This window comes from Paraburkholderia sp. GAS32 (genome assembly GCF_050434225.1).
Classification (GTDB): domain Bacteria; phylum Pseudomonadota; class Gammaproteobacteria; order Burkholderiales; family Burkholderiaceae; genus Paraburkholderia; species Paraburkholderia madseniana.
On sequence record NZ_JBNPVS010000037.1, the window covers coordinates 38,452 to 64,039 of the forward strand.

25 protein-coding genes are annotated in these 25,588 nt (G+C 59.1%); 9 read left to right on the forward strand and 16 right to left on the reverse strand.

Annotation, left to right across the window (positions count from 1 at the left end):
- Window positions 1–93: 93 nt before the first annotated feature.
- From P3T25_RS34025 to P3T25_RS34045, 5 genes are all read right to left on the reverse strand, one after another.
- Window positions 94–588 (reverse strand): Lrp/AsnC family transcriptional regulator, encoded by a 495-nt coding sequence (locus P3T25_RS34025; protein ID WP_266240503.1) that lies wholly within the window; start codon window positions 586–588, stop codon window positions 94–96.
- Window positions 589–629: 41 nt separating this feature from the next.
- On the reverse strand, window positions 630–1,355 hold the full coding sequence (locus P3T25_RS34030; protein WP_266240502.1) for a haloacid dehalogenase type II: 726 nt from the start codon (window positions 1,353–1,355) through the stop codon (window positions 630–632).
- Between the two features lie 104 nt (window positions 1,356–1,459).
- On the reverse strand, window positions 1,460–2,185 hold the full coding sequence (locus P3T25_RS34035) for a haloacid dehalogenase type II (protein ID WP_266260596.1): 726 nt from the start codon (window positions 2,183–2,185) through the stop codon (window positions 1,460–1,462).
- A 284-nt stretch (window positions 2,186–2,469) separates the two neighbouring features.
- Window positions 2,470–3,591 (reverse strand): branched-chain amino acid ABC transporter substrate-binding protein, encoded by a 1,122-nt coding sequence (locus P3T25_RS34040; RefSeq protein WP_266240500.1) that lies wholly within the window; start codon window positions 3,589–3,591, stop codon window positions 2,470–2,472.
- 305 nt (window positions 3,592–3,896) lie between these two features.
- The gene (locus P3T25_RS34045) at window positions 3,897–5,144 is read right to left on the reverse strand and encodes a D-amino acid dehydrogenase (RefSeq protein WP_266240499.1); all 1,248 of its coding nucleotides are present in this window, start codon (window positions 5,142–5,144) and stop codon (window positions 3,897–3,899) included.
- Between the two features lie 544 nt (window positions 5,145–5,688).
- On the opposite strand from P3T25_RS34045, the gene P3T25_RS34050 reads away from it, so the two are divergent.
- The 3 genes from P3T25_RS34050 to P3T25_RS34060 all read left to right on the forward strand — a co-directional run bounded on the left by P3T25_RS34050 (window position 5,689) and on the right by P3T25_RS34060 (window position 7,480).
- On the forward strand, window positions 5,689–6,051 hold the full coding sequence (locus P3T25_RS34050; protein WP_171926147.1) for a RidA family protein: 363 nt from the start codon (window positions 5,689–5,691) through the stop codon (window positions 6,049–6,051).
- A gap of 84 nt (window positions 6,052–6,135) precedes the next feature.
- Window positions 6,136–7,044, forward strand: a complete 909-nt coding sequence (locus P3T25_RS34055) for an NAD(P)-dependent oxidoreductase (RefSeq protein WP_266240498.1) — start codon at window positions 6,136–6,138, stop codon at window positions 7,042–7,044.
- Between the two features lie 85 nt (window positions 7,045–7,129).
- Window positions 7,130–7,480, forward strand: coding sequence for a hypothetical protein (locus P3T25_RS34060; RefSeq protein WP_429361382.1), 351 nt, complete (start codon window positions 7,130–7,132; stop codon window positions 7,478–7,480).
- Window position 7,481: 1 nt separating this feature from the next.
- Here P3T25_RS34060 and P3T25_RS34065 read toward each other — a convergent pair whose 3' ends face one another.
- Window positions 7,482–8,363 carry a LysR family transcriptional regulator gene (locus P3T25_RS34065; protein ID WP_429361384.1) on the reverse strand — a complete coding sequence of 294 codons (882 nt, stop codon included), beginning with the start codon at window positions 8,361–8,363 and terminating at the stop codon, window positions 7,482–7,484.
- A gap of 187 nt (window positions 8,364–8,550) precedes the next feature.
- Between P3T25_RS34065 and P3T25_RS34070 the strand changes: the two genes are divergently transcribed.
- Window positions 8,551–9,774: an amidohydrolase family protein gene (locus tag P3T25_RS34070; RefSeq protein WP_429361460.1), complete on the forward strand. Its 1,224-nt coding sequence runs from the start codon at window positions 8,551–8,553 to the stop codon at window positions 9,772–9,774.
- Here P3T25_RS34070 and P3T25_RS34075 read toward each other — a convergent pair.
- The gene (locus tag P3T25_RS34075) at window positions 9,743–10,960 is read right to left on the reverse strand and encodes an amidohydrolase family protein (protein WP_429361386.1); all 1,218 of its coding nucleotides are present in this window, start codon (window positions 10,958–10,960) and stop codon (window positions 9,743–9,745) included. The two genes, P3T25_RS34070 and P3T25_RS34075, sit on opposite strands and share 32 nt — an antisense overlap.
- Window positions 10,961–11,135: 175 nt before the next feature.
- On the opposite strand from P3T25_RS34075, the gene P3T25_RS34080 reads away from it, so the two are divergent.
- Window positions 11,136–11,315 (forward strand): 5-oxoproline transporter, DUF979 family subunit, encoded by a 180-nt coding sequence (locus P3T25_RS34080; RefSeq protein ID WP_429361388.1) that lies wholly within the window; start codon window positions 11,136–11,138, stop codon window positions 11,313–11,315.
- 10 nt (window positions 11,316–11,325) lie between these two features.
- Window positions 11,326–12,336 carry a DUF2891 domain-containing protein gene (locus tag P3T25_RS34085; RefSeq protein WP_429361390.1) on the forward strand — a complete coding sequence of 337 codons (1,011 nt, stop codon included), beginning with the start codon at window positions 11,326–11,328 and terminating at the stop codon, window positions 12,334–12,336.
- A gap of 173 nt (window positions 12,337–12,509) precedes the next feature.
- On the opposite strand, the gene P3T25_RS34090 is transcribed toward P3T25_RS34085, so the two are convergent.
- Window positions 12,510–12,935 carry a PRC-barrel domain-containing protein gene (locus P3T25_RS34090; protein ID WP_154565617.1) on the reverse strand — a complete coding sequence of 142 codons (426 nt, stop codon included), beginning with the start codon at window positions 12,933–12,935 and terminating at the stop codon, window positions 12,510–12,512.
- Window positions 12,936–13,153: 218 nt separating this feature from the next.
- Between P3T25_RS34090 and P3T25_RS34095 the strand changes: the two genes are divergently transcribed.
- Both P3T25_RS34095 and P3T25_RS34100 read left to right on the forward strand, forming a co-directional pair.
- Entirely contained in the window at window positions 13,154–15,520 is a 2,367-nt protein-coding gene (locus P3T25_RS34095; protein ID WP_429361393.1) for a DNA polymerase II, read from the forward strand.
- Window positions 15,521–15,680: 160 nt separating this feature from the next.
- The gene (locus tag P3T25_RS34100) at window positions 15,681–15,884 is read left to right on the forward strand and encodes a hypothetical protein (protein ID WP_429361395.1); all 204 of its coding nucleotides are present in this window, start codon (window positions 15,681–15,683) and stop codon (window positions 15,882–15,884) included.
- A gap of 23 nt (window positions 15,885–15,907) precedes the next feature.
- Here the strand turns inward: P3T25_RS34100 and P3T25_RS34105 are convergent, their stop codons facing one another.
- Window positions 15,908–16,840, reverse strand: coding sequence for an alpha/beta fold hydrolase (locus P3T25_RS34105; protein WP_429361397.1), 933 nt, complete (start codon window positions 16,838–16,840; stop codon window positions 15,908–15,910).
- A gap of 173 nt (window positions 16,841–17,013) precedes the next feature.
- On the opposite strand from P3T25_RS34105, the gene P3T25_RS34110 reads away from it, so the two are divergent.
- Window positions 17,014–17,889 carry a helix-turn-helix domain-containing protein gene (locus P3T25_RS34110; RefSeq protein WP_429361399.1) on the forward strand — a complete coding sequence of 292 codons (876 nt, stop codon included), beginning with the start codon at window positions 17,014–17,016 and terminating at the stop codon, window positions 17,887–17,889.
- A 65-nt stretch (window positions 17,890–17,954) separates the two neighbouring features.
- On the opposite strand, the gene P3T25_RS34115 is transcribed toward P3T25_RS34110, so the two are convergent.
- The 7 genes from P3T25_RS34115 to P3T25_RS34145 form a co-directional block, all read right to left on the reverse strand.
- The gene (locus tag P3T25_RS34115; RefSeq protein ID WP_154565622.1) at window positions 17,955–18,914 is read right to left on the reverse strand and encodes a fumarylacetoacetate hydrolase family protein; all 960 of its coding nucleotides are present in this window, start codon (window positions 18,912–18,914) and stop codon (window positions 17,955–17,957) included.
- 163 nt (window positions 18,915–19,077) lie between these two features.
- Complete coding sequence (locus P3T25_RS34120; protein ID WP_429361402.1) at window positions 19,078–20,367, reverse strand: MFS transporter; 1,290 nt, start codon at window positions 20,365–20,367, stop codon at window positions 19,078–19,080.
- A gap of 102 nt (window positions 20,368–20,469) precedes the next feature.
- Window positions 20,470–21,672 (reverse strand): acetamidase/formamidase family protein, encoded by a 1,203-nt coding sequence (locus tag P3T25_RS34125; protein WP_429361404.1) that lies wholly within the window; start codon window positions 21,670–21,672, stop codon window positions 20,470–20,472.
- Window positions 21,673–21,711: 39 nt separating this feature from the next.
- Complete coding sequence (locus P3T25_RS34130; protein ID WP_429361406.1) at window positions 21,712–22,275, reverse strand: GlcG/HbpS family heme-binding protein; 564 nt, start codon at window positions 22,273–22,275, stop codon at window positions 21,712–21,714.
- A 173-nt stretch (window positions 22,276–22,448) separates the two neighbouring features.
- Window positions 22,449–22,664: a hypothetical protein gene (locus P3T25_RS34135; RefSeq protein ID WP_429361408.1), complete on the reverse strand. Its 216-nt coding sequence runs from the start codon at window positions 22,662–22,664 to the stop codon at window positions 22,449–22,451.
- A 253-nt stretch (window positions 22,665–22,917) separates the two neighbouring features.
- Window positions 22,918–24,048, reverse strand: a complete 1,131-nt coding sequence (locus P3T25_RS34140; RefSeq protein WP_429361410.1) for a YncE family protein — start codon at window positions 24,046–24,048, stop codon at window positions 22,918–22,920.
- A 108-nt stretch (window positions 24,049–24,156) separates the two neighbouring features.
- A complete protein-coding gene (locus tag P3T25_RS34145; RefSeq protein WP_429361412.1) occupies window positions 24,157–25,275 on the reverse strand; it encodes a porin in 1,119 nt (372 codons plus the stop codon).
- Between the last annotated feature and the right edge of the window lie 313 nt (window positions 25,276–25,588).

Genomic DNA, 25,588 nt, shown 5'->3' on the forward strand with positions numbered 1-25,588 from the left:
TGATTTCATACATTGCGCAGGAAGATTTCAGGGCAACGCCACGCTTTAATACGGGAGATTGGCCAGTGTTCCAACCACGACCACTGCGCAGCTTCAGTCGTTATCTGTCAGCAACTTGTCGAGAGGCACTCCGTGCTTGACGAACGGCGAACGGATCACGATGTAACTGAAATACTTCTCGATGCCGAGATTGCGGTCGAGCAGGCGTTCAATCACTTCCTGGTAGTGACCGATGTCCTTGACGACGAACTTAAGCAGGTAGTCGTACCCACCGCTCACCAGGTGACATTCGGTAATCTCGTCGAAATCGCGCACGTTCGCTTCGAAGCGCACAAAATCCTCGCGCCGATGGTCATGCAGCATGATTTCCGTGAACACTGACACGATGCTGGTCACTTTCGCGACATTCACGTGAGCACCGTAGCCCGAAATCACACCGGCTGATTCAAGACGCTTGACGCGCTGCAGGCACGGGCTCGCAGAAAGGCCAACCGCGGCCGCGAGATTCGCGTTGGTGATGTTGCCGTTCCTCTGCAATTCGGCAAGGATCTTGATGTCGATCCGGTCGAGTTTTGGTCGGTTGCTCATATCGTTCTGTTCTCGAATCGGCGGGCGAACCGGCGTCCCCGCTACACGCGGGAAAGCTCCTCGTGATGTGCCTTGACGAACTGCGCCATGCTGGTGAACCTGAAATCGACAGACGGCTCCGCGAATGTGCGCATCGTCGCACCGAGCCCACGCTGCTCGAAGCGCCGATGAATCCAGCATGAACGAATGTCCAACCGGTTGGCTGGCTCATGATCGTGGTACATGCTGTCCGCGACGTGCAGGATTTCGTCCTTACGCACACCGAGTGTCGACAGCACGTCGAGCATATATTCAAAATTACGGCTCGACGGCTTGTAGCTTCCCACATCCTCAGCCGTGACGACAACGTCAAAGGGCACATGCAGCTTGGCGCGGCTGTATGTGAAATTCTCGTTATCCACGTTCGATATGATGACCAGCTTGAAGTACTTCTTCAAATACTGCAGCGTACTTGCCGAATCCGGGAAGGCGGGCCAATCGCGCACCGAACGACCATAAGCCTCCGCCTGCTCGCGCGTGTAGCTGACGCCCCACTCCTCCGCGAGCCGTTTGTAGACTACCTCGAGCAGCCGGTTGTACGGCATGTCGGGCGTCGCGTTCTGCTGATATGACTCGTGACGGGCGTGCGCTTCCAGCACCTGGTCGCGCGTCGATGGCGGGTCAAGCGATGAGACCAATGCTGACAGGCCCGCGACGATGCCCGATTCCCAGTCGATCAGGGTGCCGTAGCAGTCGAATGTCAGGGCCTTAAAATCCGTCAGCCGCATGAAGGGCTCCTTAACTGGGGTGTTCCGGCTTGCGCGGAACTCGCCGCGCCGGCACTGGCGCGGCAAATCAAACCGGCACAAGGGCCGGTAAATTTATCGACTACTTACTTCTGCAGCAGCGCTTCCTGGTGAGCCTTCGCGAATTCGGCCATGCTGTTGAAACGGAAGTTCACGGTGGGTTGCTCACCGGGGTTCATCGTCGCACCGAAACCGGTTTGCGAATGGCGGCGATAGATCCAGCACGATGCAAGCCCGAACGCGTTCGCGGGCTTGTGATCGTGGAACAGACTCTCGGCGGTGTGGAGGATCTTCTCCTTCCGGATACCGCGGGCGCCCAGCTTGTCCAGCATGTACTCGAAGTTTCGCGGCGACGGTTTATAGGAGCCGACGTCCTCTGCGGTGATGATCGCGTCGAATTCGACCTGAAGCTTCGCGTTGCTGTACGTGAAGCTGTCATTGTCGATGTTCGACAGGATGACCAGTTTGTAGTACTTCTTCAGATACTGCAGCGCGCTCGCCGAGTCCTCAAACGCCGGCCAATTGCGTACGGACTTGCCGTAGGCGAGGCACTCCTCGTACGTGAAAGGCACCTGCCATTCCTCGGCGAGTCGCTTGTACACGATCGGCAGCAGTTCCTGGTAACGCTTCGCCGGCGTGTAGGCCTGCTGCGACGACTCATGACGTGCGTGTGCTTCAAGAACCTGATCCCGCGTCAGCGGCGGGTTGACGCGTTCGAGCAGAGGACGCAACCCCTCGAAAATACCCGTTTCCCAGTCGATGAGCGTGCCGTAGCAATCGAAAGTCAGTGTATCGAAGTCGGTCAGTTTCACAGTAACTCCTCCTGTTGGTTGGTGAGCTAGACATAGTCTATTGGGCACGCTCAGCAACCGTTACTTATGTTGCCCACCGCATCGGCAATCTCTGTTGCTCGTCCGCACACCAGCAGCAGAATCTGCTGCTGGCTTCTGCCTGGCATGTTAGCAAAAGGCGATCGCTGGATACCTTACTGTGGGTACCCCCTGGTTGTCGGGGACCCGACACGAACCGGACCCTCGCGCCGCTCCTCCGCCGGAACCCGTCAATCGCTTATCCCGCCCGGTATCGCGGGATAACCCTATTGCCGGATCTGGTTCAACTTCCCGTCAGCAATCTTGTACAGCGTAACCGGCGCGTTAGCCCATTCTCCCGAAGCATCGAAGCGGACCGCCCCGACCAAGGTCGAGAACGCGTCTTTCTTCAACAAGGGGACAAACTTCTCGGGATCGGTTGAGTTAGCCCGCTTCATGGCATCGCTCACAAGTATGGTCGCCGAATAGAAGGCGGGCGAATAGATGTCAGGTTTGCTGCCAAACTCCTTGGTATAGCGAGCGGCGAATTCGGGCCCCTTCTCCAGTTGCTCCAGCGGCAAACCACCCTGGGCGCAATAGCCTCGCCCGTCAAGCGCTCCTCCGGCAAGCTTGGGAAGCTCGACAGAGCAGATTCCGTCACCGCCAAGAATCGGAACGGTCAGCGCAAGTTGACGGGATTGACGGCCGACAGTCGCTGCTTGAGCGTAGTAACCGCCATAAAAGATCACGTCAGGTTTCGTGGCTTTGATCTTGTTCAGGATCGCGGTGAAGTCAACTGACTTGTCCGTCGCGAACTCGCGAGTCGTAATCGACATCCCCAGTTTCTTCGCGGTCTCCACGAAGACGTCGGCCACACCGGCACCATAAGCCGTGCGATCGTCAATCACAGCGACTTTGTCAGCCTTGAGTTCTTTCCGGGCGAATTCCGCCATCCGGGCACCCATGACGTTATCGTTGGCCGCCAAGCGAAATACGTACGGAAGGCCAGCCGCCGTGACCGCTGGATTGGAGGCGGCCCCGGTAATCACTGGGATGCGCGCATTATTGTAAATTTGGTCGGCGGGAATCATCACACCAGAGTTGTAGTGGCCGATCACTGCCTTTACACCAGAATCCACAAGTTTTTGCGCAATTGACATTCCTGTCTTCGGGTCCGCCTGATCATCTTCCGAGATCAGTTCAAACTTAACGAGTTGTCCGTTGATCTTCAGATTTGATGCATTCAGATCGTCGATCGCCAACCTTACGCCGCGCTCATTGTCCTTCCCGAAGAGCGCCTGCGCCCCGGTAAGTGGGCCGGCCACGCCGATCTTAACCACCTCGGCGTGAGCAACGATAGCGGAAAAAAACACGGCCAATGCAAATGCGGAATTGAATTGCGTTTTCATTTGTTACCTCATGGATGGGAAACTGGCTCGTGCGTCTCATTCGATGGTGAAGTCGACACGACATCGTCCAGCGATTCCGAGCATAGGCAGCCAAATTCGACGAACCATCCTGCTCAACGTACGAAAACGCAAGGCTCTTTCACTGCTATTTACGTTAATGTCCACCGGTAGGCCTATGCACGAAGATTCGTGCACCCGGATGAACCGGACCGGTTCTATCTCCCGTGCGCGCAACGCAGTGCTCGATAGGCAGAGGCTCATGGGGCTGTTGCATCTGCCGAAGCAACGGGCAACCGCCGTACTCGTCAGTTCCGCCAAGCCATCTCGCGAATGTCGATGGAGGGCTTTCGTCCCGCAACGAGGTCAGCCGTTATCCGGCCGCTGCCGCATGCCATTGTCCAACCCATGGACCCCTGCCCCGTGTTGAGAATCAGGTTCTGGTATTTCGCCGAGCCGAATCGGGTATTGCCGTCGGGCGTAGCGGGTCTCAATCCGGCCCAGTATTTCGCCTTTGAATAATTTCCGATGGTCGGATACAGACTTATCGCGGCCTGAGTCATATGCCGGAAATCGCTCTCCGCATGCGATGTGTCGTAGCCGACAAATTGCGCCGTCGCGGTGAGCCGAAGCTTGTCGCCGAGACAGGAGAACGCCAGGAGGTTGTCCTCATCGAGTCCGCCAATCACGGGCGCCTGGTCCAGATTCTCGATAGGGACGGTCATGGAGTAGCCCTTCACTGGAAAGACGTCCAGCTTGATACCATGAGGTCTGAGCAAAAGCGGAGAGTAGGAACCCATTGCAACGACGAACGTTTCCGCCTCGATCGGGCCGCGAGACGTTTCGACTGAAACGACGCGATCGCTCGCCACGTTGAGACCTTTAACGTCGGTGTTATAGAGAAATTTGACGCCCCGTCCCTCAAGTACCTTCGCCAGTTCGACCGTGAACAGTCTGGCGTCCCCAGTGCCATCGCTGGGAACGTAGACTGCGCCGACGAACTCGTTCTTGACCGGTTCGAGCGACGGCTCGATAGCTGCGACCTCCGTCGGATTGACTATCCTGATCGGAAGCCCGTTGTTTTCGAGTACGCGCATTTGCTCGACACCGTGCTTCATCGTCGACTCATTGCGATAGATGTACAGCAGTCCCCGATCGGTATGGTGGAACTGCAGCTTCGCGTCGTCGACGACTTCGCCCATAAGCGACTGCGAATAGGACGCGAGTCTCAGGCGCGACGCAGCGTGACGGTCGGCGCGGCTACGTGGACATTCAAGCAGGAACTTGAAAAGCCACGCCCACATGCGCGGCGAAAACTTGAGGCTCAATCGCAACGCCTGGTCATCACGTATGAGGGATTTGAGCAGAATCCCCGGCGCTGCGGGGGAAGCCCACGGATACGAGTGTCCGAGGCAAATGAGACTACCGTTCGCATGGCTGGTTTCGTTCGCCGCTACAGGCTGCCGGTCGACCACCGTGACGTCGAAGCCGTCCTTATTCAAATAGTAGGCGGCGAGTACGCCCGAGAGTCCCGCTCCTAGTACAACGACTTTCATCAGTTTCTTCCACGTAGTTTGCAGGCGAACAGCGACACCAGTTGTAGTGAAGCCTCGGTCGTCCAGGAATGGTGTTCCCACAATCGACTTTGCCGTGGCGTGAATAGTGAAGTGCTCAGCCACCGCTGACTTGATCGTAGCGAGGTGGCGCGGCAAAAAGTATCGAAATTGCGTGGTATATCGCTAGAAAATACCGGACAAGTCCAGCTCAGTTAGACAGGGGGCGGCCGAGCCAATCCACAACAGAAAATGCTGCAAATAGGGCAAATTTAGCGCGGCCTGCGCCACAAAGGTCCTGATCTCGGTATTGGCTTCTGTGCAAGTCCAATACACTGAAACTCGCCTCTCGAAACCGCACACGGCCCGCCAAACCTTTAACGCGGCGATGCACTCCGTCGACATACCGGGTCGAAATATCAACGGACCTGATGAAGACCATCGTGAGCGTTTGCACAGAGGAAAAAAGAGGTGCGGAGGCAATGGCGCTCCCCGTCTTCAGTGCTGTGTGTAAGCGACACGCACGATGTCAACTTGAGAGGACACGATGACGATTCAACGAACGGAAACATCCAGGCGCATGAGCCAGGCTGTACGCGCGGGCAATACGATTTATATCGCGGGCCAATTGGCGTACGACAATCAGTTCGCCGATGCGAAGACCCAGACGACGGAGATTCTGGATCGCATCGACCGGCTGCTCGCGGTCCACGGCGCGAACCGGGAAAATCTGGTGTCTGCGACCGTATGGCTCAGCGATATTCGCTATTTCCACGAGATCAACGAGGTCTGGGATGCATGGGTTCCTGAAGGCCATGCACCGGGCCGCGCCTGTATTGAATCGAAGATCGCCTTCGATGGTTACAAGATTGAAATCCAGGCAATAGCCTATCTGTCATCCGACGCGTGATCGCAATGGCGAGGGCAACGGCAGGTACTCGCAGTTGCGCCGATAGATCACCGCAATCATTCGAAAGCGGGACAACCAACAGCGATGAGAACGATTTTCGTAGACTGCACCCCGGAGCTGCATGAAGTGATCTCCCGACGACGCCTGCCGGTTCCCGCGGGTCTGGACATTCACGTGGGCAGTCCTGATGGCGAAGAGATGCTGCAGTTGTGCCAAGGTGCAGATGTGGTCCTGGTCGAACATAGTTTCGTTCCAGATGCCCTGTTTCGTGAAAACGCCGGGCTTCGCGAAATTGTGTTCATGGGTACGGGAGCGAGTTCATACATTAACCTGACGGCCGCAGAAAGTGCTGACGTTCCTGTGTCGACCGTCTCGCGCTATGGTGACCGGGCCGTGGCCGAACATACAGTCGCCCTGATGTTTGCGGGGGCAAGACAGATTGCCAGAATGGATCGCGACGTGCGCGGTGGAATCTGGATGCCATTGTCAGGCCAGCAGCTCGAGGGGCGCAAGCTTGCGGTGCTTGGTCTCGGTGGCGTAGGGACAGCCGTGGCCGAACTTGGGCAAGCACTTGGTATGGATGTGCACGGATGGAGTGCTACTCCCCGTTCAGCTCCCTTCTTTGAACCCGATCTACGCAAAGCGCTTCAAACGGCGGACGTGGTCTCCATCCATCTGGCTCTTACGAAGGAAACGCAGGGATTGTTGACTGAGGAATTGTTGCAGCTTCCCAGGAGAGGATTTCTGCTCGTTAACACCGCTCGTGCGGCACTGATCGACAGGAAAGCGATGATCGCGGCACTTGACTCCGGGCAAATGGGCCACGCCGCTCTGGACGTATTTGACGCAGAGCCATTGCCACGCGACGACACGCTTACAGGACGATCCAACACAACCCTGACGTCACACGCAGCATATATGACGGAGGACGCATATTGTTCGTTGTGGAGTAAGGCGCTCGATCATTTAAGGCGTATCGCCGCAGCCGGTTAGGCTTGAAGGAGGGGTGACCTTCCTCGAATCTTGCACACACGGAGATGAGACCAGCCGTGGCATCGTCACCTTGCGAGTCGTTGAAATGAGTCAGTTTGAAAAAATCGTCTACGTATGCCGAGTGAGCGGTCAGCGCTTGCATGTTCGACATGATGGCAACGCGTTGTGGATGCCCCTCGGCGACGCAGCGCGGCTCCTTGGCAAGAGGCCCGCGCAACTCGCAAAGTCGCTAAAGTATTTGCGGCTCAATCGCGAAATTGACGAGGCCGCCGATATCAAGGAAACGAACTCCGAACCAGCGACAGCCGATCTGTTACTCAATCACCGTGCAGTGATCTCGCTTGGGTATCACCTGAATTTCGGGCGCGTTGCTCCCTTCAGGGACTGGTGTTCCGAAACGTTGCAGGCACGTCAGCGGATTCTGGCGTTGTTCTAGCTCACCGGCGCTGCGGCCCGAACATACGCGACAACGCACGCGCGAGCTCCTTAACAGCGGCATCAGCCGTCGGACGGTGCAGCAGCGCGATATCCATGGTTTCGATCGAAGGCAGCCCGCTCTTCGGTGTCAGCACGGCGTGATCCGCCAACACTGCGCGCGCGGGCAGCAGACTGATGCCGAGACCATCGGCAACGGCCGCCTGGATTCCGCTCAAACTGGAACTGATAAAGCTCATCCGCCAGCGGCGCCCGAGCCCTTCGATCGCGTTGGTCATGTCGTCACGGTATAACCCGCGCGGCGGAAACGCGACGATCGGAATCGGATCAAGCTGGATCGAAGGGTTCTTCGCACTGTCGATCCACCTCAATTGCTCCGGCCAGCACGCAACGGCTTCACGGCTGTTGCGCCGCTGCTTCACGAGAATCAGATCGAGATCGCCGCGATCGTAGCTATTGCTCAGGTCGCGGCTCAATCCGCTGGTCACTTCCAGCTTGACCTGCGGATGCTTGCGGTTGAACGCGGCAAGCATATGGGTTGTCGGACCGCCGACGAAATCTTCCGGCACGCCCAGCCGGACAGTCAGCCCCACCGTCGCGCCCGACAGCGCTTCAATCATTTCATCGTTGAGAGCAAGCATGCGGCGCGCGTAGGCCAGCAAGGTTTCGCCGGCATCGGTCGGACTCACGTCGCGACTGCCCCGCTCGAGTAGCTTGTGCCCCGCCATGTCCTCGAGACGCCGCACCTTCTGGCTAATGGTGGACTGCGTGGAATGAAGCCGTGCGGAAGCCGCAGTAAAGGTGCCGCAATCGGCCACCATGACGATGGCCTTCAGCAGATCCAGATCGAATAGCGGTGTACGCGCTTTGGCGTTGGGTTTCATCGAGCCTCGCAGCGCCTGACAATGGCATATGTCTAATCAATGGTATCCAATTTCCAACTAACATGCATTTGAACATTTAATTTTCGAATGCCGGGTGAGATGGATAACATCAAGCCATTCCTCGGCAGCCGCGACGAAGCGGCGCGCGGGCCCGTATCGCCACTTCCGTCGAATCGGCATGACCACCATGACTCGCTCTCTTCTTCTCTCCAACGTCCGGCTGGCCGACGGCCAACCGGTTTCCGTAGGCATCGCCGACGGCCGCATCGCGGCGCTCGGCCCGCATGTCGAAGCGCGCCCTGGCGCGCTGGCCGAAGACGGCGGCGGCGCGTTGCTGCTGCCGGGTTTCGTCGAAGGGCACACGCACATCGACAAAAGCCACTGGGGCCGCGCGTGGTATCGCAACGAGGTCGGACCCGCACTAACCGACCGGATCAGCAACGAGCGCGAATGGCGTAAGACATCGGGACACGATGCGGCCAGCCAGTCGCTCGCTCTGGCGCGCGCATTCGTGCAGGCAGGCACGACGCGCCTGCGTACCCATGTCGACGTGGATACCGACGCCGGGCTGCGTTATATCGAAGGCGTGCTCAGCACGCGGCAAACGATGCGCGATGTGCTGGACATGCAGATCGTCGCGTTTCCCCAGTCAGGCATGTTGATCCGTCCCGGCACGGTCGAATTGCTCGGCAGCGCGCTCGACGCAGGCGCCGACGTACTCGGCGCACTCGATCCTGCCTTGATCGACGGCGATCCCGTCGCGTCGCTGAACGCGACCTTTGAGCTGGCGGAGCGCTACCGCAAGCCGATCGATATCCATCTGCACGAACCCGGTGAGGTCGGCGCATTCACGCTGAAACTGCTGCTCGATCGCGTCGAGGCGATGGGCATGCAGGGTCAGGTGGTCGTCAGCCACGCATTCTGCCTCGGCGCACTACCGGAACGTGAGCGTGACGCGCTGCTCGAACGGATCGCGCATCTGCGCGTGGCGCTTCTCACCAGCGCGCCGCCGTCTCGCCCCGTTCCGCCGCTCAAGGTTTGCAGGAACAAAGGCATCACGATCTTCGGCGGCAACGATGGTATTCGCGACACCTGGTCGCCGTATGGCGTGCCGGACATGCTTGAGCGCGCGATGCTGATCGGCATGCGCTACGACTTGCGGCGCGATGACGACCTCGCGATTGCCTTCGACTGCGTGAGCGACGCTGCCGCTCGAGGTTGCGGTTTTGCCGACTATGGCCTGCGTGTCGGCGCACGCGCGGACCTCGTGCTGGTCGATGCGGAATGCGTCGCGCATGCCGTGGTTGCCCGGCCCAGGCGCCGCCTGGTTATCGCGAACGGACGCATCGTTGCGCGCGACGGCGAGCTGATTGACGCACTCAGTCAACCAAGCCCTGTCCGGCCGTCGTGACCTTGAACAGCAAACGGGACGAATCGCCCCAGAATTGCCCGCTTCGAACAATGGCCCGATCAGCCCGCGCCGCAGCAACGGCAGCGGCGGCGTTCGGCGCTTTCACAACGACGAAGGTCGCCTCATTGCCGACCTTCAGTCCGTAGCTGCTTTTCTCCAGCACGGCCGCGCCCGCTTCCGTCGCCATGTGGAGCGCAACGCGCAGTTCTTCATCGGTATAAAAACCGGAGCGATAACCAACCAGCATGGCTCGTTGCAACATGTCGCCGTTGCCATATGGCCACCACGCGTCCTGAATGTTGTCGTTACCGGCGAACACGCGCACACCGGCTGCGCGGAGTTGCAGGATCGGCGGGAACGCGCGGTCGCCCGGCGCATTCGTCATGATCGATACCCCGGCTTCCGCAAGCGCGGCGGCGACACGATCCACCACCTCGGGCGCGACGTCGCCGAGCCCGTAGGCGTGGCTCACCGATACACGGCCGTTCAACCCCGATGCATGGGTACGCGCGGCAATGCGGTGCAGTTGATCGATCCCCTGCTGCCCCGGTTCATGGAGATGAATATCGATCTTCACGCCGCGCTTTTCAGCAATGCCGAAGACAATATCGAGTTGGCCATCGGCGTCGCCATCCAGCGTTGTCGGATCGATTCCGCCCACCACTTGCGCGCCTTCACGGGCGGCTGCATCGAGCACCTCCGCCGTGCCCGGACACGACACGACGCCCGCCTGCGGGAACGCAACGAGTTCGATATCCACCACACCGAGCCATTTTTCGCGTGCTTCCATCACGGCATGCAGGTTGGTCAGACCCGTCGTCGCGTCGACGTCGACATGACTGCGCATCGCAATGGTGCCGTACGACGCGGCCTGGCGGATCAGCGCATCGGCGCGCTCGACGATAGGCGCGGCGCTTGCCAGTTCCTGCTTTTCGATAGCGAGACGCTCACGCAGGCTCGCGACATGACGATGAGGACGCCAGCGATCGCCAACGAAGCTTTTATCGAGGTGAATATGTCCATCGACGAAACCGGGCAACAGTAGGCGCCCTTCCAGATCGACGACCTCCGCGCCGTCGATCCCGGGACGTTCCGGACCGATGGCGACAAAGCGCCCCTCACGCACGGCGAGGTTGAGCGGGTTGCCGTCGGCGTCTACGGCATTGACGAATACGCGGTCGAACATGGTTCTGGCCTCTGCAAATCAGGACTCAAGGACTCATTTAGCACGCCCTGATCGGGTTGCGTTCGTTGCGCCGCATGGTCCTGCGTGGAATGGATCGTTGAACCATATCGGAGCGCCGACATATCCACAAATTAAATGTTGGAATGGCCCGTATTCACTTTCTGGATAGATTGGCATGCTGCGCGGCCGCTACGGCACTTTGGTTGCACCAATGGCGCCGAACTTCAATATCGTGCCGGCCGTGCTGCTGGAACTGAAGGGCCAGAATGACCTGATCAAGGCGCGGCGACCGGCTGCTTTACTATTCTCGGTCGTCAATATCATACTGTCGTACCTATCTGTATTCCGCTTTTGAGGAGGCGCCGATGATTGTCCAACTCACGCCCGAATTCGCGTCCAAATTCGCCAATCTTGCGCTCGCCCACCTCACGCGCGAGTATCCGAACAAGCTGACCCACTCGCTCGCCGGTCCGCAAGACGTGCAAGGTCCGCGCGCATTGCATCCGATTTTTTACGGCAGCTACGACTGGCATTCAAGCGTACACGGCTACTGGCTGATCCTGCATCTGCTCGACCGCTTTCCCGATCTGCCTGAAGCAGCGCGCATCGTCGCGGTGGTCGACGAGCATTTCACCGAAGCGAATGTGGCCGGTGAGCTGGCGTATCTCGACCTGCCGCACAATCGCGGTTTCGAGCGCCCGTATGGGTGGGCATGGTTGCTCGCGCTGAGCGCGCAACTTCATTCGCTGAAGCTGTCGGAGGCCGCACGCTGGTCCAAGGTCTTTGCGCCGCTTACGGAGACTTTTGTCGGCCGCTTCGAGGAATTTCTGCCGAAAGCGACCTACCCGCTGCGCGTCGGCACGCACTTCAACATGGCATTCGCGCTGGCGCTCACGCTAGATTTCGCGCGGCAGACTTCGCGTGAATCGCTCGAGGCGCTGCTGGTGAATACGGCAGAGCGCTGGTTCCTGAACGATGTCGCCTGTCAGGCATGGGAGCCCGCCGGCGACGAGTTTTTGTCGCCTTCCCTGATGGAAGCGGAATTGATGCGGCGCGTGTTGCCGCCCGCGCAATTCGTCGAATGGTTCAGGCGCTTTCTGCCCGATCTCGGCGCGAAGAAGCCCGCCACGCTGTTCGAACCCGTCACCGTGACCGACCGTACCGATGGCAAGATCGCCCACCTGGATGGTCTGAATCTGAGCCGCGCATGGTGCCAGCGGTCGCTGGCGCGCGCACTGCCCGCCGGCGACGTGCGCCGGACGGCATTGTTCGATTCGGCCGAGCAGCATCTTCAGAGCGCCCTGCCGCATGTGGCGGGCGACTATATGGGCGAACACTGGCTGGGCACGTTCGCCACGCTCGCGTTGGAAGCGTGAGCGGTGGCCCGACGGGGCCCGCATTGAAGGCAAAAACGGCGCTGCAAGCGTGAAACGGTTTGGGCCAACTACCGATTCGCGCCGCGAGCGCCGTTTTCTTTTGCCGCGGGATTCAGCAGCCGTTCAGAAGCCACCTGGTGCGGCCCAGCCGCTGGACCCGCCGGCTTGAGGCATTACTGGCCGGTCAGCTTTTTAGGCTTCGGCGGTGCCTGAACCTTGTTGTACTGAAACTCGGGCGTCGCCTTCAAGGCGTCCTTGGTCGCGCCGGCCAGATAGAAATTCCCCCCGCGAATATCCAGCGCAGCGATCGGCACCGCTACGTCATGCGATGCCACGCCGAGAAATCCGCCGGCGGCGACGATGGCAGCGGACAGCGAGCCGTCTGGCGCGATCACCAGATCGCGGATCGAACCGATCTTCTCGTTCTGATCGTTGTAGACGGCTTTGCCAAGAATGCTCTTCTTCACGCTCCAGCCGCTCAGCAGCGCATTGGACTGCTCGACCGTGACGCTCAAGGGTTGTGTGCCGGCGACTTGCGCCTGCGCACCAAAGCTGGTTGCAGCTACCGCGACCACGACAACAAGTTTGCTCAACGTCATATCGCTCACTCCGTTCTTAGTAGACTTGACCGGCGCATGGCCTGCGCCGAAGGAATCGCTGCAAAACGATGATACAGACTACGCCGCGCGTCTGCATCCAGACGTGCCATGCGGACGAACCCAGTCCCCTTCGCTGCCACGGAAACCGCGGGGGCACGGCCCAAAGCGCATAACGGTAAAATCGAGCCAGGCGATGACGCCCGTTTAGAGGTGGAAGTTTGACTGAGCTTGAACAGGGTTTCATTTTGACCCGACACTGGCGGGATACCCCCGCCGGCACGGAGGTGGATTTCTGGCTGGCAACAGACGGCGGGCCCCGTCACGTGCGCCTGCGTCCTCAGCCTTCGGTGGCATTTATTCCGGCTGACCACCGCGAGCGAGCGGAAACCATCCTGCGCCGCGAGGCGCCGCTCGATCTGCGTCCGCTCGAACTGTGCGACTTCCAGCAGCGGCCGGTGATGGGGCTTTACTGCCCGCAGTACCGTCAATTGACGGGCTTCGAGAAACGCCTGAAACAAGGCGGCGTCGATGTGTACGAGGCCGACATCTTCCCGCCCGAGCGCTACATGATGGAGCGCTTCATTACCGCGCCGGTGTGGTTCGCCGGCGACGCGCAGCATGGCGGTCCGCTTCTGAACGGCGAATTGAAGCCCGCCACGAACTACCGCCCGTCATTGAAGCTGGTGTCGCTCGATATCGAAACCAGCGCGCACGCCGAACTCTATTCGATCGCGCTCGAAGGTTGCGGGCAGCGCCAGGTCTATATGCTGGGGCCGCCGAACGGCGACGCCAGCGGTGTCGACTTCGACCTCGAATACTGCGAAACCCGCGCACAGTTGCTCGAAAAACTGAACGCGTGGTTAGAACGGCACGACCCCGACGCGATCATCGGCTGGAACCTCGTGCAGTTCGATTTGCGTGTGCTGCAGCAGCACGCCGAACAATATCGCGTGCCGCTACGGCTCGGCCGCGGCGGTGCGGTCATGGAATGGCGTGAGCACGGCCACAAACAGAACCATTTCTTCGCGGGCGCCGCCGGAAGATTGATCATCGACGGTATCGAAGCGTTGCGCTCCGCAACGTGGAGTTTCCCTTCGTTCAGCCTCGAATATGTCTCGCGCACGGTGTTGGGCGAAGGTAAGTCGATCGACAATCCGTATCAGCGCATGGATGAAATCCAGCGTCGCTTCGATGCGGACAAGCCCGCGCTCGCGCAGTACAACCTGAAAGACTGCGAGCTGGTCACGCGTATCTTTGCGAAGACCGAGTTGCTGCCGTTTCTGCTGGAACGCGCGACGGTCACCGGCCTGCCTGCGGATCGCAGCGGCGGATCGGTCGCGGCGTTCACGCATCTGTATATGCCGCGGATGCATCGGCAAGGCTACGTCGCGCCGAATCTCGGTGACGTGGCCGGCGCCGCGAGCCCTGGTGGTTTCGTGATGGATTCACGGCCTGGCCTCTACGACTCGGTCCTGGTGCTCGACTACAAGAGCCTGTACCCGTCGATCATCCGCACGTTTCTGATCGATCCGGTGGGTCTCGTCGAAGGCATGCTCAATCCCGGCGACGATCAATCAGTGCCGGGTTTTCTCGGTGCACGCTTCTCGCGCACCCGCCATTGTTTGCCGTCGATTGTCGGCCAGGTGTGGCAGGGGCGCGAAACCGCCAAGCGTGAGTACAACAAGCCGCTTTCGCAAGCGTTGAAGATCATCATGAACGCCTTTTACGGCGTGCTCGGATCCACCGGCTGCCGGTTCTTCGATCCGCGCCTTGCATCGTCGATCACCATGCGCGGCCATGAAATCATGCACACCACGCGTGAGCTCATTCAGGCGCAAGGCTACGAGGTCATTTACGGCGACACGGATTCGACCTTCGTGTGGCTGAAGCACGCGCATAGCGAGGAAGACGCGAGTCGCATCGGCCAAGCGCTTGTCGAGCATATCAACGCGCGGTGGCGGCAGAATCTGCAGGAGCGTTTTGGACTCGAGAGCGCACTCGAGTTGCAATTCGAGCGGCACTACAAGCGCTTCTTCATGCCGACGATTCGCGGCGCCGAAGAAGGCAGCAAGAAACGCTATGCCGGGCTGACTGTTTTGCCGGACGGCAGCGAGGACATCGTCTACAAGGGACTCGAAACGGTGCGGACCGATTGGACGCCGCTCGCTCAGCAGTTTCAGCAGGAGCTCTATCGGCGAATCTTCAAACAATTGCCGTATCAGGACTATGTGCGCGACTACGTGCGCGATACGCTGGCAGGAAAACTCGACGATCAACTCGTGTACCGCAAGCGGCTACGCCGCTCGCTCGGCGACTACGAGCGCAACGTGCCGCCGCATGTGCGCGCGGCGCGTGTGGCCGACGAGTTCAACCGGCGACAGGGGCGCCCGCTGCAATACCAGGACGGCGGCTGGATCAGCTATGTGATGACAACCGCCGGACCGGAACCGCTCGAAACGTTGCGCTCGGCGATCGACTACGAACACTATCTGACACGGCAGTTGCAACCGGTCGCCGACGCGATCCTGCCGCTATTGCGGGACGACTTTACGACCTTGATGTCCGGGCAGAAACAGTTGTTCTGACGGGTGGTCACGATGTCGATCAACTTGTTGTCCATAAAACGAATGATTTAAATGCGATCGTTCAGATCGAGCCAAACCCGACCTTCCACTGACCCGCGCTGCGAATAGAATGTAAACGGCGCTAACCCAACGCGCTTCCGATCAAGTGGAGAGGATCATCATGAAAGTCACTGCGTTTTGTGCGGTCGTGGTTTTAAGCATGTCCTTTTTTACTCCGGCTTCTGCCAGCGAGCATATGCATGTCAATCACGACCACGAACACACCCGCTATCAACCGTCCAGCGCGAACCAGGCCGGCGCGGATCAGAATACAGCGGCTCAGGCGCCACAAGACAACAATCAGACCGTGCCGGGCAGCAAGTAAGCGCGATAGGCGGGTGGCTCGCTTTAGCGTGCGTAGCGAAGCAGGAAATCCCGTAACGGCGGATTCACGATCTCGGCATGCGTTAAATTCGGCGTGTGCCCCGCCCGGTCGACCAATATAAGATCCTTGCAGTTCGGCAACCGGGCGGCGAGCGCCTCTGCGCAGTCAGGGCTGATGGCGGCATCGTCGCGTCCATGAAATACGATCGACGTATGGGTAATCTCGCCAAGGCGCGGCGTGATGTCGTCCCTCGAGACAAGGGCATTGACGGGATGTTCGAAGTGATCCGAACCAGCGTTCATCCATTTCTGGATCCATACCGATGCCGCGTACTCGGGACCGAACAGAAACGCCGACAGATTCTGTGCGACGTTCTTCGCGCCATTACGTGCCCATTCCGCCTTCAGTTCCTCGAAAGACTGCTGGACCGCTTCGGAGTCGACATCACTTCTTGTCGATATCAGGGCGATCGCCCGAAAGCGGTCCGGTTCCAGCAACGCCGCACGCATTGATATGAATCCGCCCTGAGACATGCCGACAAGCGATGCCGAGGCAACCTCCAGATGATCGAGCAAGGCAATGAGATCCTGCGCGGAGTCCCAATAGCTAAAGGCCCGGGTCGTGGCTCCGGTTGCACCGAAACCTCGCTGGTCCCAAACGACGCAACGGAATTCATTCGCCAGCTCCGCAATGTTCGACTGGAACATATCGCCGTCCATCAGGAAGCCATGGCTGAATACAACGACAGGCGCCCCCGCAGGGCCGAACTCATCGTATGCGAAGCGTATCCCTTCTCGTTCAAAAAACGGCATGCCTATCCCTACTTTCGAATAACACGGTGGAATCAATATAAGCTGACCTTCACCGGAACACCTGACCGAAAGTACCGATTGCTTGCCAAATCGTCCTGACTTTCTGAAATCCGCTCTGAAATTCTCACTGAAACCACCACGCATGTCGGAGCACGTTTCTACCCATTGACTGCACTCCTTACTTTTGATTAAGTGACGTCTGTGCGAGTTATCAATCTCCTGGCCTTCCGCAGGATCTCGCCGCTTACCGAAGCGTCTTTTTTTGTATTCATGGAACCCGGCAAAGCGTCGTGCGCTGCCTCGTTCCAAGTGGAGAAATGTTGGGTATGACAACAGTACCAATTGATGGGGACAAGCCCGTCTGGATTCTGCAAGGAAGTTTCGGGCGAGCAACGGTGAACTTCATTAGCCGTCCGCTTGTCGCGCACGCTCACTCCCAATACCAGTTCCTTTTCAAGCTTGGTGGAAGCAACTGCAATTTCCGCATCGGCGCAGACGATTGCACGCTTACAGCGGCGCGGGCAATCTGCCTGAACCCTTGGGTCGAACACTCAAAAAGCTGCAGCGACGACGAGCCTTCCCTGATCCTTTCCCTCGTCGTCGAAGCCCCCTGGTTGCGCCAGCAATTGAAACTCGCCGAAAGCGGCACTGCAAGCATCTTCCCGAAGGCTGAGGTCGTCGTCACGCCGGACGTGCAGCACCACGTGGATCGCATCGCCGCGGCGATCACCAACCACCTGGTCGCCCAGGACGACAATTGCATGCCGATTCTTGCGGATCTGGTGACCGCACTCGGTCGGGACTTTGCCGATCCCGCATTGACGGCCGGCATCATCCCGTCAGGCAGACCGGTCGATTTTCGCATCCGCAAAGCATTGGATTTCATCAAGCACGCGTCGCTGACGAATCCCACCGTTGCCCAAGTGGCGGTTCAAGTCGGCTTGTCCAGGTCGAGATTCTTCCAGCAGTTCCGACTGTGCATGGGCATTTCACCGCAGCACTATATAGATTGGGTCCGCATGTCTCATGCGATCCAACTGCTTGGAGTTAGCGATAAACCGCTTTCCGAAGTCGCCGAAGAGTTGGGGTTCGAAGAACACAGCCACTTCACCCGTTTCTTCGCACAACACATGGGTGTTCCACCCAGTGAGTTTCGCAGGCACTCGGTGACGCTGGACAATCAGCGCGGCTGAACGGGGGTGTGGGGGCTTCGAATGATCCCCACACCCTCTGAAAGCCAGGATTGCGTTAACCGGAATCAGGCCGCGGATTTCCGCACTGCGTAACCACTTTCGCTGACGGACGCATCGGCGGCTACTGGATTGCCAAGCACACCCAGTCCATCGATCTCCACCTCGACCCAGTCTCCCGCCCGCATATGTACCAGCCCCGGTGTGGGAAAGGGACCGTATTGACGCGAGAGGTCATTGCCCTCGACATCATCCGGCTGAGCCTTCAACGCACCAGGCGTGCCCATCGCAATCAGATCACCTGGCCGCAAACGATAACCCTGACTCAGATAGCTGATGACTTGCGCAACACTCAACAGCATATCGTCGAGAGGTGCGCTCTGACGAACGACACCGTTGATGCGAGTCTTGATGGAGTGCGTGGCAGGATCGCCAAATTCGTCGCGGGTCATCAACCACGGCCCATAGGACCCCGATGCTTCGAAATTCTTGCCGAGGCCGAATTGACGATTGTGCATCTGGAACTCGCGAACCGATCCTTCGTTGAGGCAGGTGTAACCCGCCACATGTTCCAGCGCTCGCTCCACCGGAATGTAACGACCAGGCGTGCCTATGACAACACCTAGTTCGCACTCGTAGTCGAACGCGCGTGCAACGGATTCCGGCGGTGCCAGAATCGGCTCGCCGGCGCCGACATAGGATGCAGCCGTGCGCATGAAAAGGTGGGGAAATTCCATCGACGTTTGAAGTCCCGTCTCCGCGATATGGCTCTTGAAGTTCAACGCCAAAGCCCACATCGCGTTCGGGCGGTCCAGGAAGGGCTTGAGTGTGACGTCAGCGAGCGCCCGGTCGCCTTGCCGTCCTTCTGCCGCTAACCGCAACCGCGTGAGTCCATCCTCCTGCTCCAGGATTGAAATGAGGCTTGATGGCAGGTCCGGGGCGATGTCGGAGACAGCAACGAAATGGGTCGGGCTGGTGACGACTCCTAGTGCGATGCGGCCACCGTCTGAGTAAGCAATAATTTTCATGATCTAGTGTGTCTTTGGGTTGGATTAAATAGCTGGATTTGCAGTCTGAATGTGGGAGCGCTGTCCCATATGTGTCGATAGTGCCGGCGGCACGCCGGCGTTTTCGAGCGTTCATGAGTTCGATTGACGACTCGTCAATCAGCGGAGCATGACGTGGCGAGTCTCAGTTCTCCACCACGGCGTTATCGGGAAACTTTTGAACCGCTCTACGACCGACCAACGATAGGGCGCCGAGAGCGAGGATCGCCGCGCCGGCCGGCGCAACGGCGGTGAGGAGAATCTCGCGCACCGGCCAACCGAGCGACAGCAAGCCTCCGCCAATCGCAGGCCCAACGAAGGAACCGACCCGCCCGATTGCATGCCCCCAGCCCACCCCGGTTGCACGAATCTCCGGCGGATAGAAGGCGACTGCGAGCGCGGTTTGGCCCATGATGCCGTTGACCAGACCTGCGCCGATCACACCGATGAACAGCAGCACGATGGCCGGCGTCACCGCCACCTGGCTAAGGCTGCCGACGCTGATAATCACCAGCAACAATCCCACAACCAGCGCCGATTTCACCCTGAGCCTGCCGGCAAGCGTCATCATCGTGACCGCCACCGTCATCAGGACGTTGCCGCTCAGACCACCGATACTGAAGGCCGCCATGCCGACCGACGCATGGTTCGCTGAGAAGCCGAAATCCACCAGCAACGTCGGCACCCAGAACAGCAGTGCGTAGACGTCCATGAAGATCAGGAATGAGAACAGCCACAGCAGGCACGTATAGGCGCCCAGACCATTTTCGAACAGCGCCTTGAGCGGGTTAGACACACGCACGGCGGCGGCATCGGCTATCACCGGGCTGCGCGCCGGGAGGATGCGAAAGAACGCAACAACCAGCAGGAAAGGCAGGACACCACCGGTCACAAAGATCGACTGCCAGCCGAAGTGACTCATCAGAGGACCACCTGCCACGCCGCCCGTGACGGCGCCGACGGACATGCCAGTCGTAACGAGCAGGGACGCCGCCACCTTATGCTTCGCGCCAATGATGCCGGCCGCCGCCGTAATGGCGATCGGCAACGCCGCGCCCAAACCGATGGCCGCCGCAAGGCGCATGACGGACATGCTGGCGATATTGGTCGCGTACGCCGTCACGAGCGTGCTCCCGGCAAATAGCACAACACTCGCGACACCTATGGAACGGTGTCCGAAACGTTGAGCGAGCGGACCGGAAATCATGAAGCCGATCGCCGCGCCAATGTTCGTCGCGACAAAAACGGTGGTGAAGAGCGCCGGCGCCAGATGCCATTCATGAGCGAGCCTCGGCACGACAAAGGAGATCGACGTGGTGTTGAATCCGTCCAGAACGATCACCAGGAAGCACACCAGCAGGGCCAGCACGGGCCCCACGCGGCGTGTTTTGGCCAGGCCGCCTTCCATGGACGGGTTCGGGTCTTTCGCAATCATCGAATCATCTCCTTTGCAACTCGTGCACGGGTACGCGACCCGGCTGACATGCTGTAGCCAGGCGCGAGTACACGCCTGTTGAACTGACGCACCACCATGGACTCAGGCCCGTATAGACGCCGCGATGCGCTGCTGCAGCGCGGGGGTAAAAATGCGCTTGGGAAGCATGCAATGAATACCTTTGGGCGGAATGGTCGAGTAGACCGTTCCGGTCTGATTGGCGTATTGCGTCACACGGAAGCTGCCTGCCACGCTATAGATTCCGTAGCAATCTTCCGGTGCAATGCCACTGGCGGCAGACAGCCAGCTGATCATCTGGCGCAGACAGGCAACCAGTGAATTCTCGAGAGAGTCGGAAAACCCGAAACCGATCCAGTGGTCAGGCGTCTCCGCCATGGGCACATTCAGCGCAGCGCCTTTGTGCAGGATGTACTGGATACGCATCTCTTCGAAAGCCGTCTCAATCGAGGTCTGATCGACGTTGCCTTCACCCGAGGCGCCCATGGAGCCGCCCGTCCACACCCGCGCACCGGTGACCTGTACAGGCAGGAAGATCGACGTGTCCACCCCCAGCACGGCACAGTCCAGATTGCCGCCGTAGTTGCCGGCCAGATTCGCGCTGATGGGTTTCTCGCCGGCCGGCTGCGTGGCGATATACGCCTGAAATGGCTGTAGAGGAATATTGACGCCCGGCACATATGCCGCTGCGGTCCTGTCCTTGTCGAATTTCAGATAGCGCAGGTAAGGCTTGAAATCGTGCGGCAATGCGCCGACACCGGGAGGCGCGGAGTTCCAGCCCCAGTCGATCGGCCGCATCTTCAACATACGGCATTCAACCAGATCGCCCGCTTCGGCACCGATGATCGAAACGGGCCCAATCAGCGAGAAGGGACCGTTGGGGTACTTCTTGCGGATCGGCTCGCGCTCCTTGAAGGTCAGCCCATACTTGGCCTCATTGCCCCAATTGGTCCAAGTGCCGTCATACCAGACCGTATCGCCCGACTTGATCGTAACTGCCGTCGGCGCGCTGGGCTCGATCTGCCCGACCTTGACCGTTTCCAGCGACGGCACCAGTTTGATGGTCTGACCTTCGCGCGAGGCTGCCGCGACAGCCGCCCCTTGCGACGAGCCGCTCTGCGCGCGAGCCGCGCCGGAAAAACCTAAAGCACCCGCCGCAAACGCGCCGAAACCAAGCTTCAGAATCGATCGGCGGCAAGCGTCGGTGGCGTCACATGTCGAGGCATGCCTGTCGTCCGTGGCGCCTGTTACGCCCACTGCATCGCGTTGTTCTGTTTCGCGTTTCATGAAAATCTTCCCAATATCGTTTCAATAGGACACGACGTGTCATCGCACAGTCGTTGCGCCGATTGCTTCAATTGCACCCTTGACGACCTGATCATCGATCTCCGAGGGCGCCCCACTCGCGCCAACGGCACCTAACAGATGCCCGTCGACAAAAACAGGAAACACACCCCGTGCCGGCAGAAACGGGGCGAAATACCCAGCACCGGAAACATTGCTGTACTCCGAAGGATCGTCCTTGAAGCGCTGCTCCAGCGTTGCACCGGACTGGCCGCCGAGCGCAACGGAGGCGAAGGCTTTGCCGCGGGCGAAATCAACGCTAACAAATGGTGCGCCGTCCATTCGTACAGCCATGATGAGGTGCCCTCCCGGGTCGAGCACGGCGAAACTCATCGCGAGATGGCGGCTCTGCGCAGTTGCCGTTGCGATGTCGACAAGCTTCATTGCCTGCTTGATACTCAGCGAATAGCTTGCAAGCGGAGGCGCTGCCTGCTGCGCTTGAGTTGTGTCGGCAGCGCAAACGTTGCTCAGAAAGACGAGGCACGCCGAACCCAGCAATGTGGCGAATACAGCCTTGTTTGACGGAGCTGAACGACGGAATCTCAAGCTAGTCTCCTCTTCATGACACCTCGAGCACCGCTCGATAGATGAAGCTTATGCTGGGGAGCGCGCGTCCCTATAACCAGAAAGATTGCGCGCTTACCAACGAGTCCGATAATTTCTGATCAGGCCTATCGCTGAGAACGCAGCCCCCAGCGCCACCCTTAAAGTCGAGCGTGTTATTGACCCGATGCGGACGCCGGCGTAGCGGGTTTCGATGCAGCGGCCTTACGCTCCGCGTCCATGAGATTCTGCGGATAGTTATCCTGATTGCCTGACTCTCGATAGCCGTTCTTCTCGAGGGCCTTCAACTCGGCGTTCTTCTTTTCCCGCCGGGCCTTGCTAGCAGCCTTCCGTTGGGCCTTGGCGATCTGCTTTGGCGTTGATGCGCCCATGGAGGAGGACGCCTGCTCGCCACTAGCCGGTTGAGCCGTCGCCACAGGCGTCTCGATAAGCACCAAACCAAGCGATACGACGAGTGCAGCTGAAACTGCACGAAACTGGACCATGATTGAGTCTTTTTGAAAGTTGAACTACTGAGGGCAGCCGGACAGTGCTGCACGGCGCCCCAGGACCACTCGACGAAGTCCTGGGGACATGGCAACGGCCCGACTGCGAGTCACACGCGGCAAACAGCTACAGGGGCACTTACTCGGTCGCGAATACCGCTACGCCCGCACCTGCAAACTGCTCCGAGTGCCCCGGTCCGTGCGGCACGAAGACACGATGAGACTCACCGTCCACCGCCACTGAGTGCGCGCCCATCGTGGTCGGAACAATCGCGACGATGCTGCGCGTAGCGGCGTCGATAATGCCGAGTGCCGGGTCGAACTTCGCCGTCTTGCTGCCGACCTGGGAGACGTTGTCGGCCGAGCGGTGACCGGCGGCGAGGAAGTAACGATTGGACACCGGGTCGTACACGACTTCGTCCGCGCCGCCGAACGGCAACTCGGCGACGGTTTTGCCGTTTGTACGGTCGATGATCACCGTAGTCTGCTTGCCACCCTCGTCCGGATCGCATCCGATCAGTGCATCGTTGCCCGGGCCCATCGCGAGGCCGGTCGGGCCTTCACAACCCTTCAGCGAGAAAACGTTCGCAACGACAGGCTTGCCTTCGAGAACCGACGCGACCGGAATCACATCGACTTCTCCTTTCGGGTTGGCTTTCGTACCATCGTTGTTCAACACGAAGTTCTTGCCCTTCGGGTCATACGCGCACGCTTCAAGACCGGTCGAGTCCTTCAACGAGAGTTTCCCGATCACTTCCTGGCTCTCGGTATTGATGAAGGTGGCAAAAGGCGGTTCCTCTGCGCCGCTCGAGAACATCACGACATGATGCACAGGGTCCAGGCAGCTCTCATCGGCGCGAATACCGGACGCGCTGACGGTAATGGTCTTAACCAGCTTTTTGGTTGCGACGTCGATCACCTTGACCGAGTTGACGTCGCCCACGTACACCAGCGACGTGCCCGGCAACGGCGTGACCCCCGACGGTCCAGATTTGTCATGGCTCGGTCCGATGCCGGCGAAGTTCGCCGAAATCTGGTCGAGCAGCGTGGCCGTCTTTGCGTCGAACACGTCCAGCGTGGCGTTCGCCCCGTCAGCCAGGTAGTACTTGCCATCCGCCGACGCACTGATGTCGAAGCCGAACGGCTTGGCGCTCGTCACCGGAATATTCGCAACCCATTTGGGCGCGGTCTCCGCCGCGTTGCTCGCCCATGTATAAGCGCCGATCGCGCAAGTACCCGCTAAAGCCAGGCCAAGGTATGTACGTTTCATGTGTTGACTCCTCCAATCAATCGTTAAAATTTCCAGCCGCGGCTGGGACGGGGAGCACTTCCCCAATTTGGTTATCGCAGCGCAGAAAAACCCGCGAAATAAGGGTGCTTAGAAAGCGTGATACATGCCGATTCGCACGTCAGCCTGCTGACGTGCCAGCGAGGGCGCGAAACTCCCGCCGATGACGGGGTCCACGCCGGATGACGCCTTCAGGTAATCCGAGGAGATATAAACCTGGGTCCGTTTCGACAGCGAATAAAGCGCCGCTGCAGTCACCTGATTCCAAGTGTGGCCTTCGAAGCCGGTGTGCTGATAACCCAGAACCAGTTGCGTGGCCGGAGTGACCTGATACGTCGCCCCGGTTTCATAGACATGCATGACCGAGGTCTGGGCCAGGTACTTCAGGACGGTGTCGCTGAAGTCGCCGTAGAGCGTAAAGTCTCCAATCGCGTACGATGCGCCGATCCCGAACGTTCCCAGAGAGCTGATCTGGAACTCGGGCATCAGATCGGTCGCGGTATTGCCCGACACAGAGGCGACAGGCACATTGAAGAACGTGTGGACACCAATTTGCGCATAAGGGTCCAGCGTGGGCTTTGCCTCGTACGTGTACGCTGCCCCCACAATCAGAGGTCCATTGGCGTATTGCAAGCCGGCACTCCAACCGCTTCCGTCATGAAAACTTCCCGGCGTATTGCTAAAGCCGTACATCGCGCCAAACGTGAAGCCGCCCCACACAGGACTCGTGTACTTGATGGAGTTGTTCAGGCGGTCATTGTTGGTGTGGTCGAAGTCGCCCTGATGGATCGCGTAACCGCTGCCGGAGGCGCCCACGTTGAACTGCCCAAAGAAATCCGCGCTGAAGTCGAACTGCCTGCCCATTGTCAGCGTGCCGTAGTCGGTCTGCAGACCCACCCATGCCTGCTGGCCAAATAGCGTGTTCGTCTGATTGAGCTGACCGTTGTTCAGGTTAAACAGCGACGACAACTTGAACACGGTCTTGATGCCGCCGCCCAAATCCTCGGTGCCCGTCAATATCCATAGATTTGGAAAGAGCACGCCGCTATCGGCCTTGTAATTGTGGTGACCGCCTTCGTTGTCGACGAACGTGATACCGTCGTCCAGTTTGCCCGCCATCGTGATGCTGCTCTGCGCAAAGCTCGCACAGCTCAAACCAGCGCTGCACAGCCCCGCGCCAATGACCGCGGCAATCAGCCTTCGTTTCATGTCTTCCTCACTCGCTCTTAGTAATGGATTCACTGCCAGCCGTTTCCGACTTCACAGCTCGCATTTATATATTCGTTGTACGAATCGTTCAGGAAAGAAAGACAAGCTAAAAGAAACACGCGACGCACCTGCACGACAGCCAGATTGCCTCGGTCATCGCCTTAGCCGGCTTTCCGCCCCACCACCACGCCAAATCCTTCCTAAAGATCTACTTCTGCAATACTGATGCAATCGATTGCCTGAAGACTCGTATTGAAGATCCGTTGGCCGCCCTATTCTTCCGGTGCGTTCTCAACTGATCTCGTTAGCGATT

Excerpts from the sequence above, each read along its gene's own strand:
- P3T25_RS34025 (WP_266240503.1), bottom strand. The coding sequence starts at position 588 with ATGAGCAACCGACCAAAACTCGACCGGATCGACATCAAGATCCTTGCC.
- P3T25_RS34030 (WP_266240502.1), bottom strand. The coding sequence starts at position 1,355 with ATGCGGCTGACGGATTTTAAGGCCCTGACATTCGACTGCTACGGCACC.
- P3T25_RS34040 (WP_266240500.1), bottom strand. The coding sequence starts at position 3,591 with ATGAAAACGCAATTCAATTCCGCATTTGCATTGGCCGTGTTTTTTTCC.
- P3T25_RS34045 (WP_266240499.1), bottom strand. The coding sequence starts at position 5,144 with ATGAAAGTCGTTGTACTAGGAGCGGGACTCTCGGGCGTACTCGCCGCC.
- P3T25_RS34050 (WP_171926147.1), top strand. The coding sequence starts at position 5,689 with ATGACGATTCAACGAACGGAAACATCCAGGCGCATGAGCCAGGCTGTA.
- P3T25_RS34055 (WP_266240498.1), top strand. The coding sequence starts at position 6,136 with ATGAGAACGATTTTCGTAGACTGCACCCCGGAGCTGCATGAAGTGATC.
- P3T25_RS34060 (WP_429361382.1), top strand. The coding sequence starts at position 7,130 with ATGAGTCAGTTTGAAAAAATCGTCTACGTATGCCGAGTGAGCGGTCAG.
- P3T25_RS34065 (WP_429361384.1), bottom strand. The coding sequence starts at position 8,363 with ATGAAACCCAACGCCAAAGCGCGTACACCGCTATTCGATCTGGATCTG.
- P3T25_RS34070 (WP_429361460.1), top strand. The coding sequence starts at position 8,551 with ATGACTCGCTCTCTTCTTCTCTCCAACGTCCGGCTGGCCGACGGCCAA.
- P3T25_RS34075 (WP_429361386.1), bottom strand. The coding sequence starts at position 10,960 with ATGTTCGACCGCGTATTCGTCAATGCCGTAGACGCCGACGGCAACCCG.
- P3T25_RS34080 (WP_429361388.1), top strand. The coding sequence starts at position 11,136 with ATGCTGCGCGGCCGCTACGGCACTTTGGTTGCACCAATGGCGCCGAAC.
- P3T25_RS34085 (WP_429361390.1), top strand. The coding sequence starts at position 11,326 with ATGATTGTCCAACTCACGCCCGAATTCGCGTCCAAATTCGCCAATCTT.
- P3T25_RS34090 (WP_154565617.1), bottom strand. The coding sequence starts at position 12,935 with ATGACGTTGAGCAAACTTGTTGTCGTGGTCGCGGTAGCTGCAACCAGC.
- P3T25_RS34100 (WP_429361395.1), top strand. The coding sequence starts at position 15,681 with ATGAAAGTCACTGCGTTTTGTGCGGTCGTGGTTTTAAGCATGTCCTTT.
- P3T25_RS34105 (WP_429361397.1), bottom strand. The coding sequence starts at position 16,840 with ATGCGTGGTGGTTTCAGTGAGAATTTCAGAGCGGATTTCAGAAAGTCA.
- P3T25_RS34110 (WP_429361399.1), top strand. The coding sequence starts at position 17,014 with ATGTTGGGTATGACAACAGTACCAATTGATGGGGACAAGCCCGTCTGG.
- P3T25_RS34115 (WP_154565622.1), bottom strand. The coding sequence starts at position 18,914 with ATGAAAATTATTGCTTACTCAGACGGTGGCCGCATCGCACTAGGAGTC.
- P3T25_RS34120 (WP_429361402.1), bottom strand. The coding sequence starts at position 20,367 with ATGATTGCGAAAGACCCGAACCCGTCCATGGAAGGCGGCCTGGCCAAA.
- P3T25_RS34125 (WP_429361404.1), bottom strand. The coding sequence starts at position 21,672 with ATGAAACGCGAAACAGAACAACGCGATGCAGTGGGCGTAACAGGCGCC.
- P3T25_RS34135 (WP_429361408.1), bottom strand. The coding sequence starts at position 22,664 with ATGGGCGCATCAACGCCAAAGCAGATCGCCAAGGCCCAACGGAAGGCT.
- P3T25_RS34140 (WP_429361410.1), bottom strand. The coding sequence starts at position 24,048 with ATGAAACGTACATACCTTGGCCTGGCTTTAGCGGGTACTTGCGCGATC.
- P3T25_RS34145 (WP_429361412.1), bottom strand. The coding sequence starts at position 25,275 with ATGAAACGAAGGCTGATTGCCGCGGTCATTGGCGCGGGGCTGTGCAGC.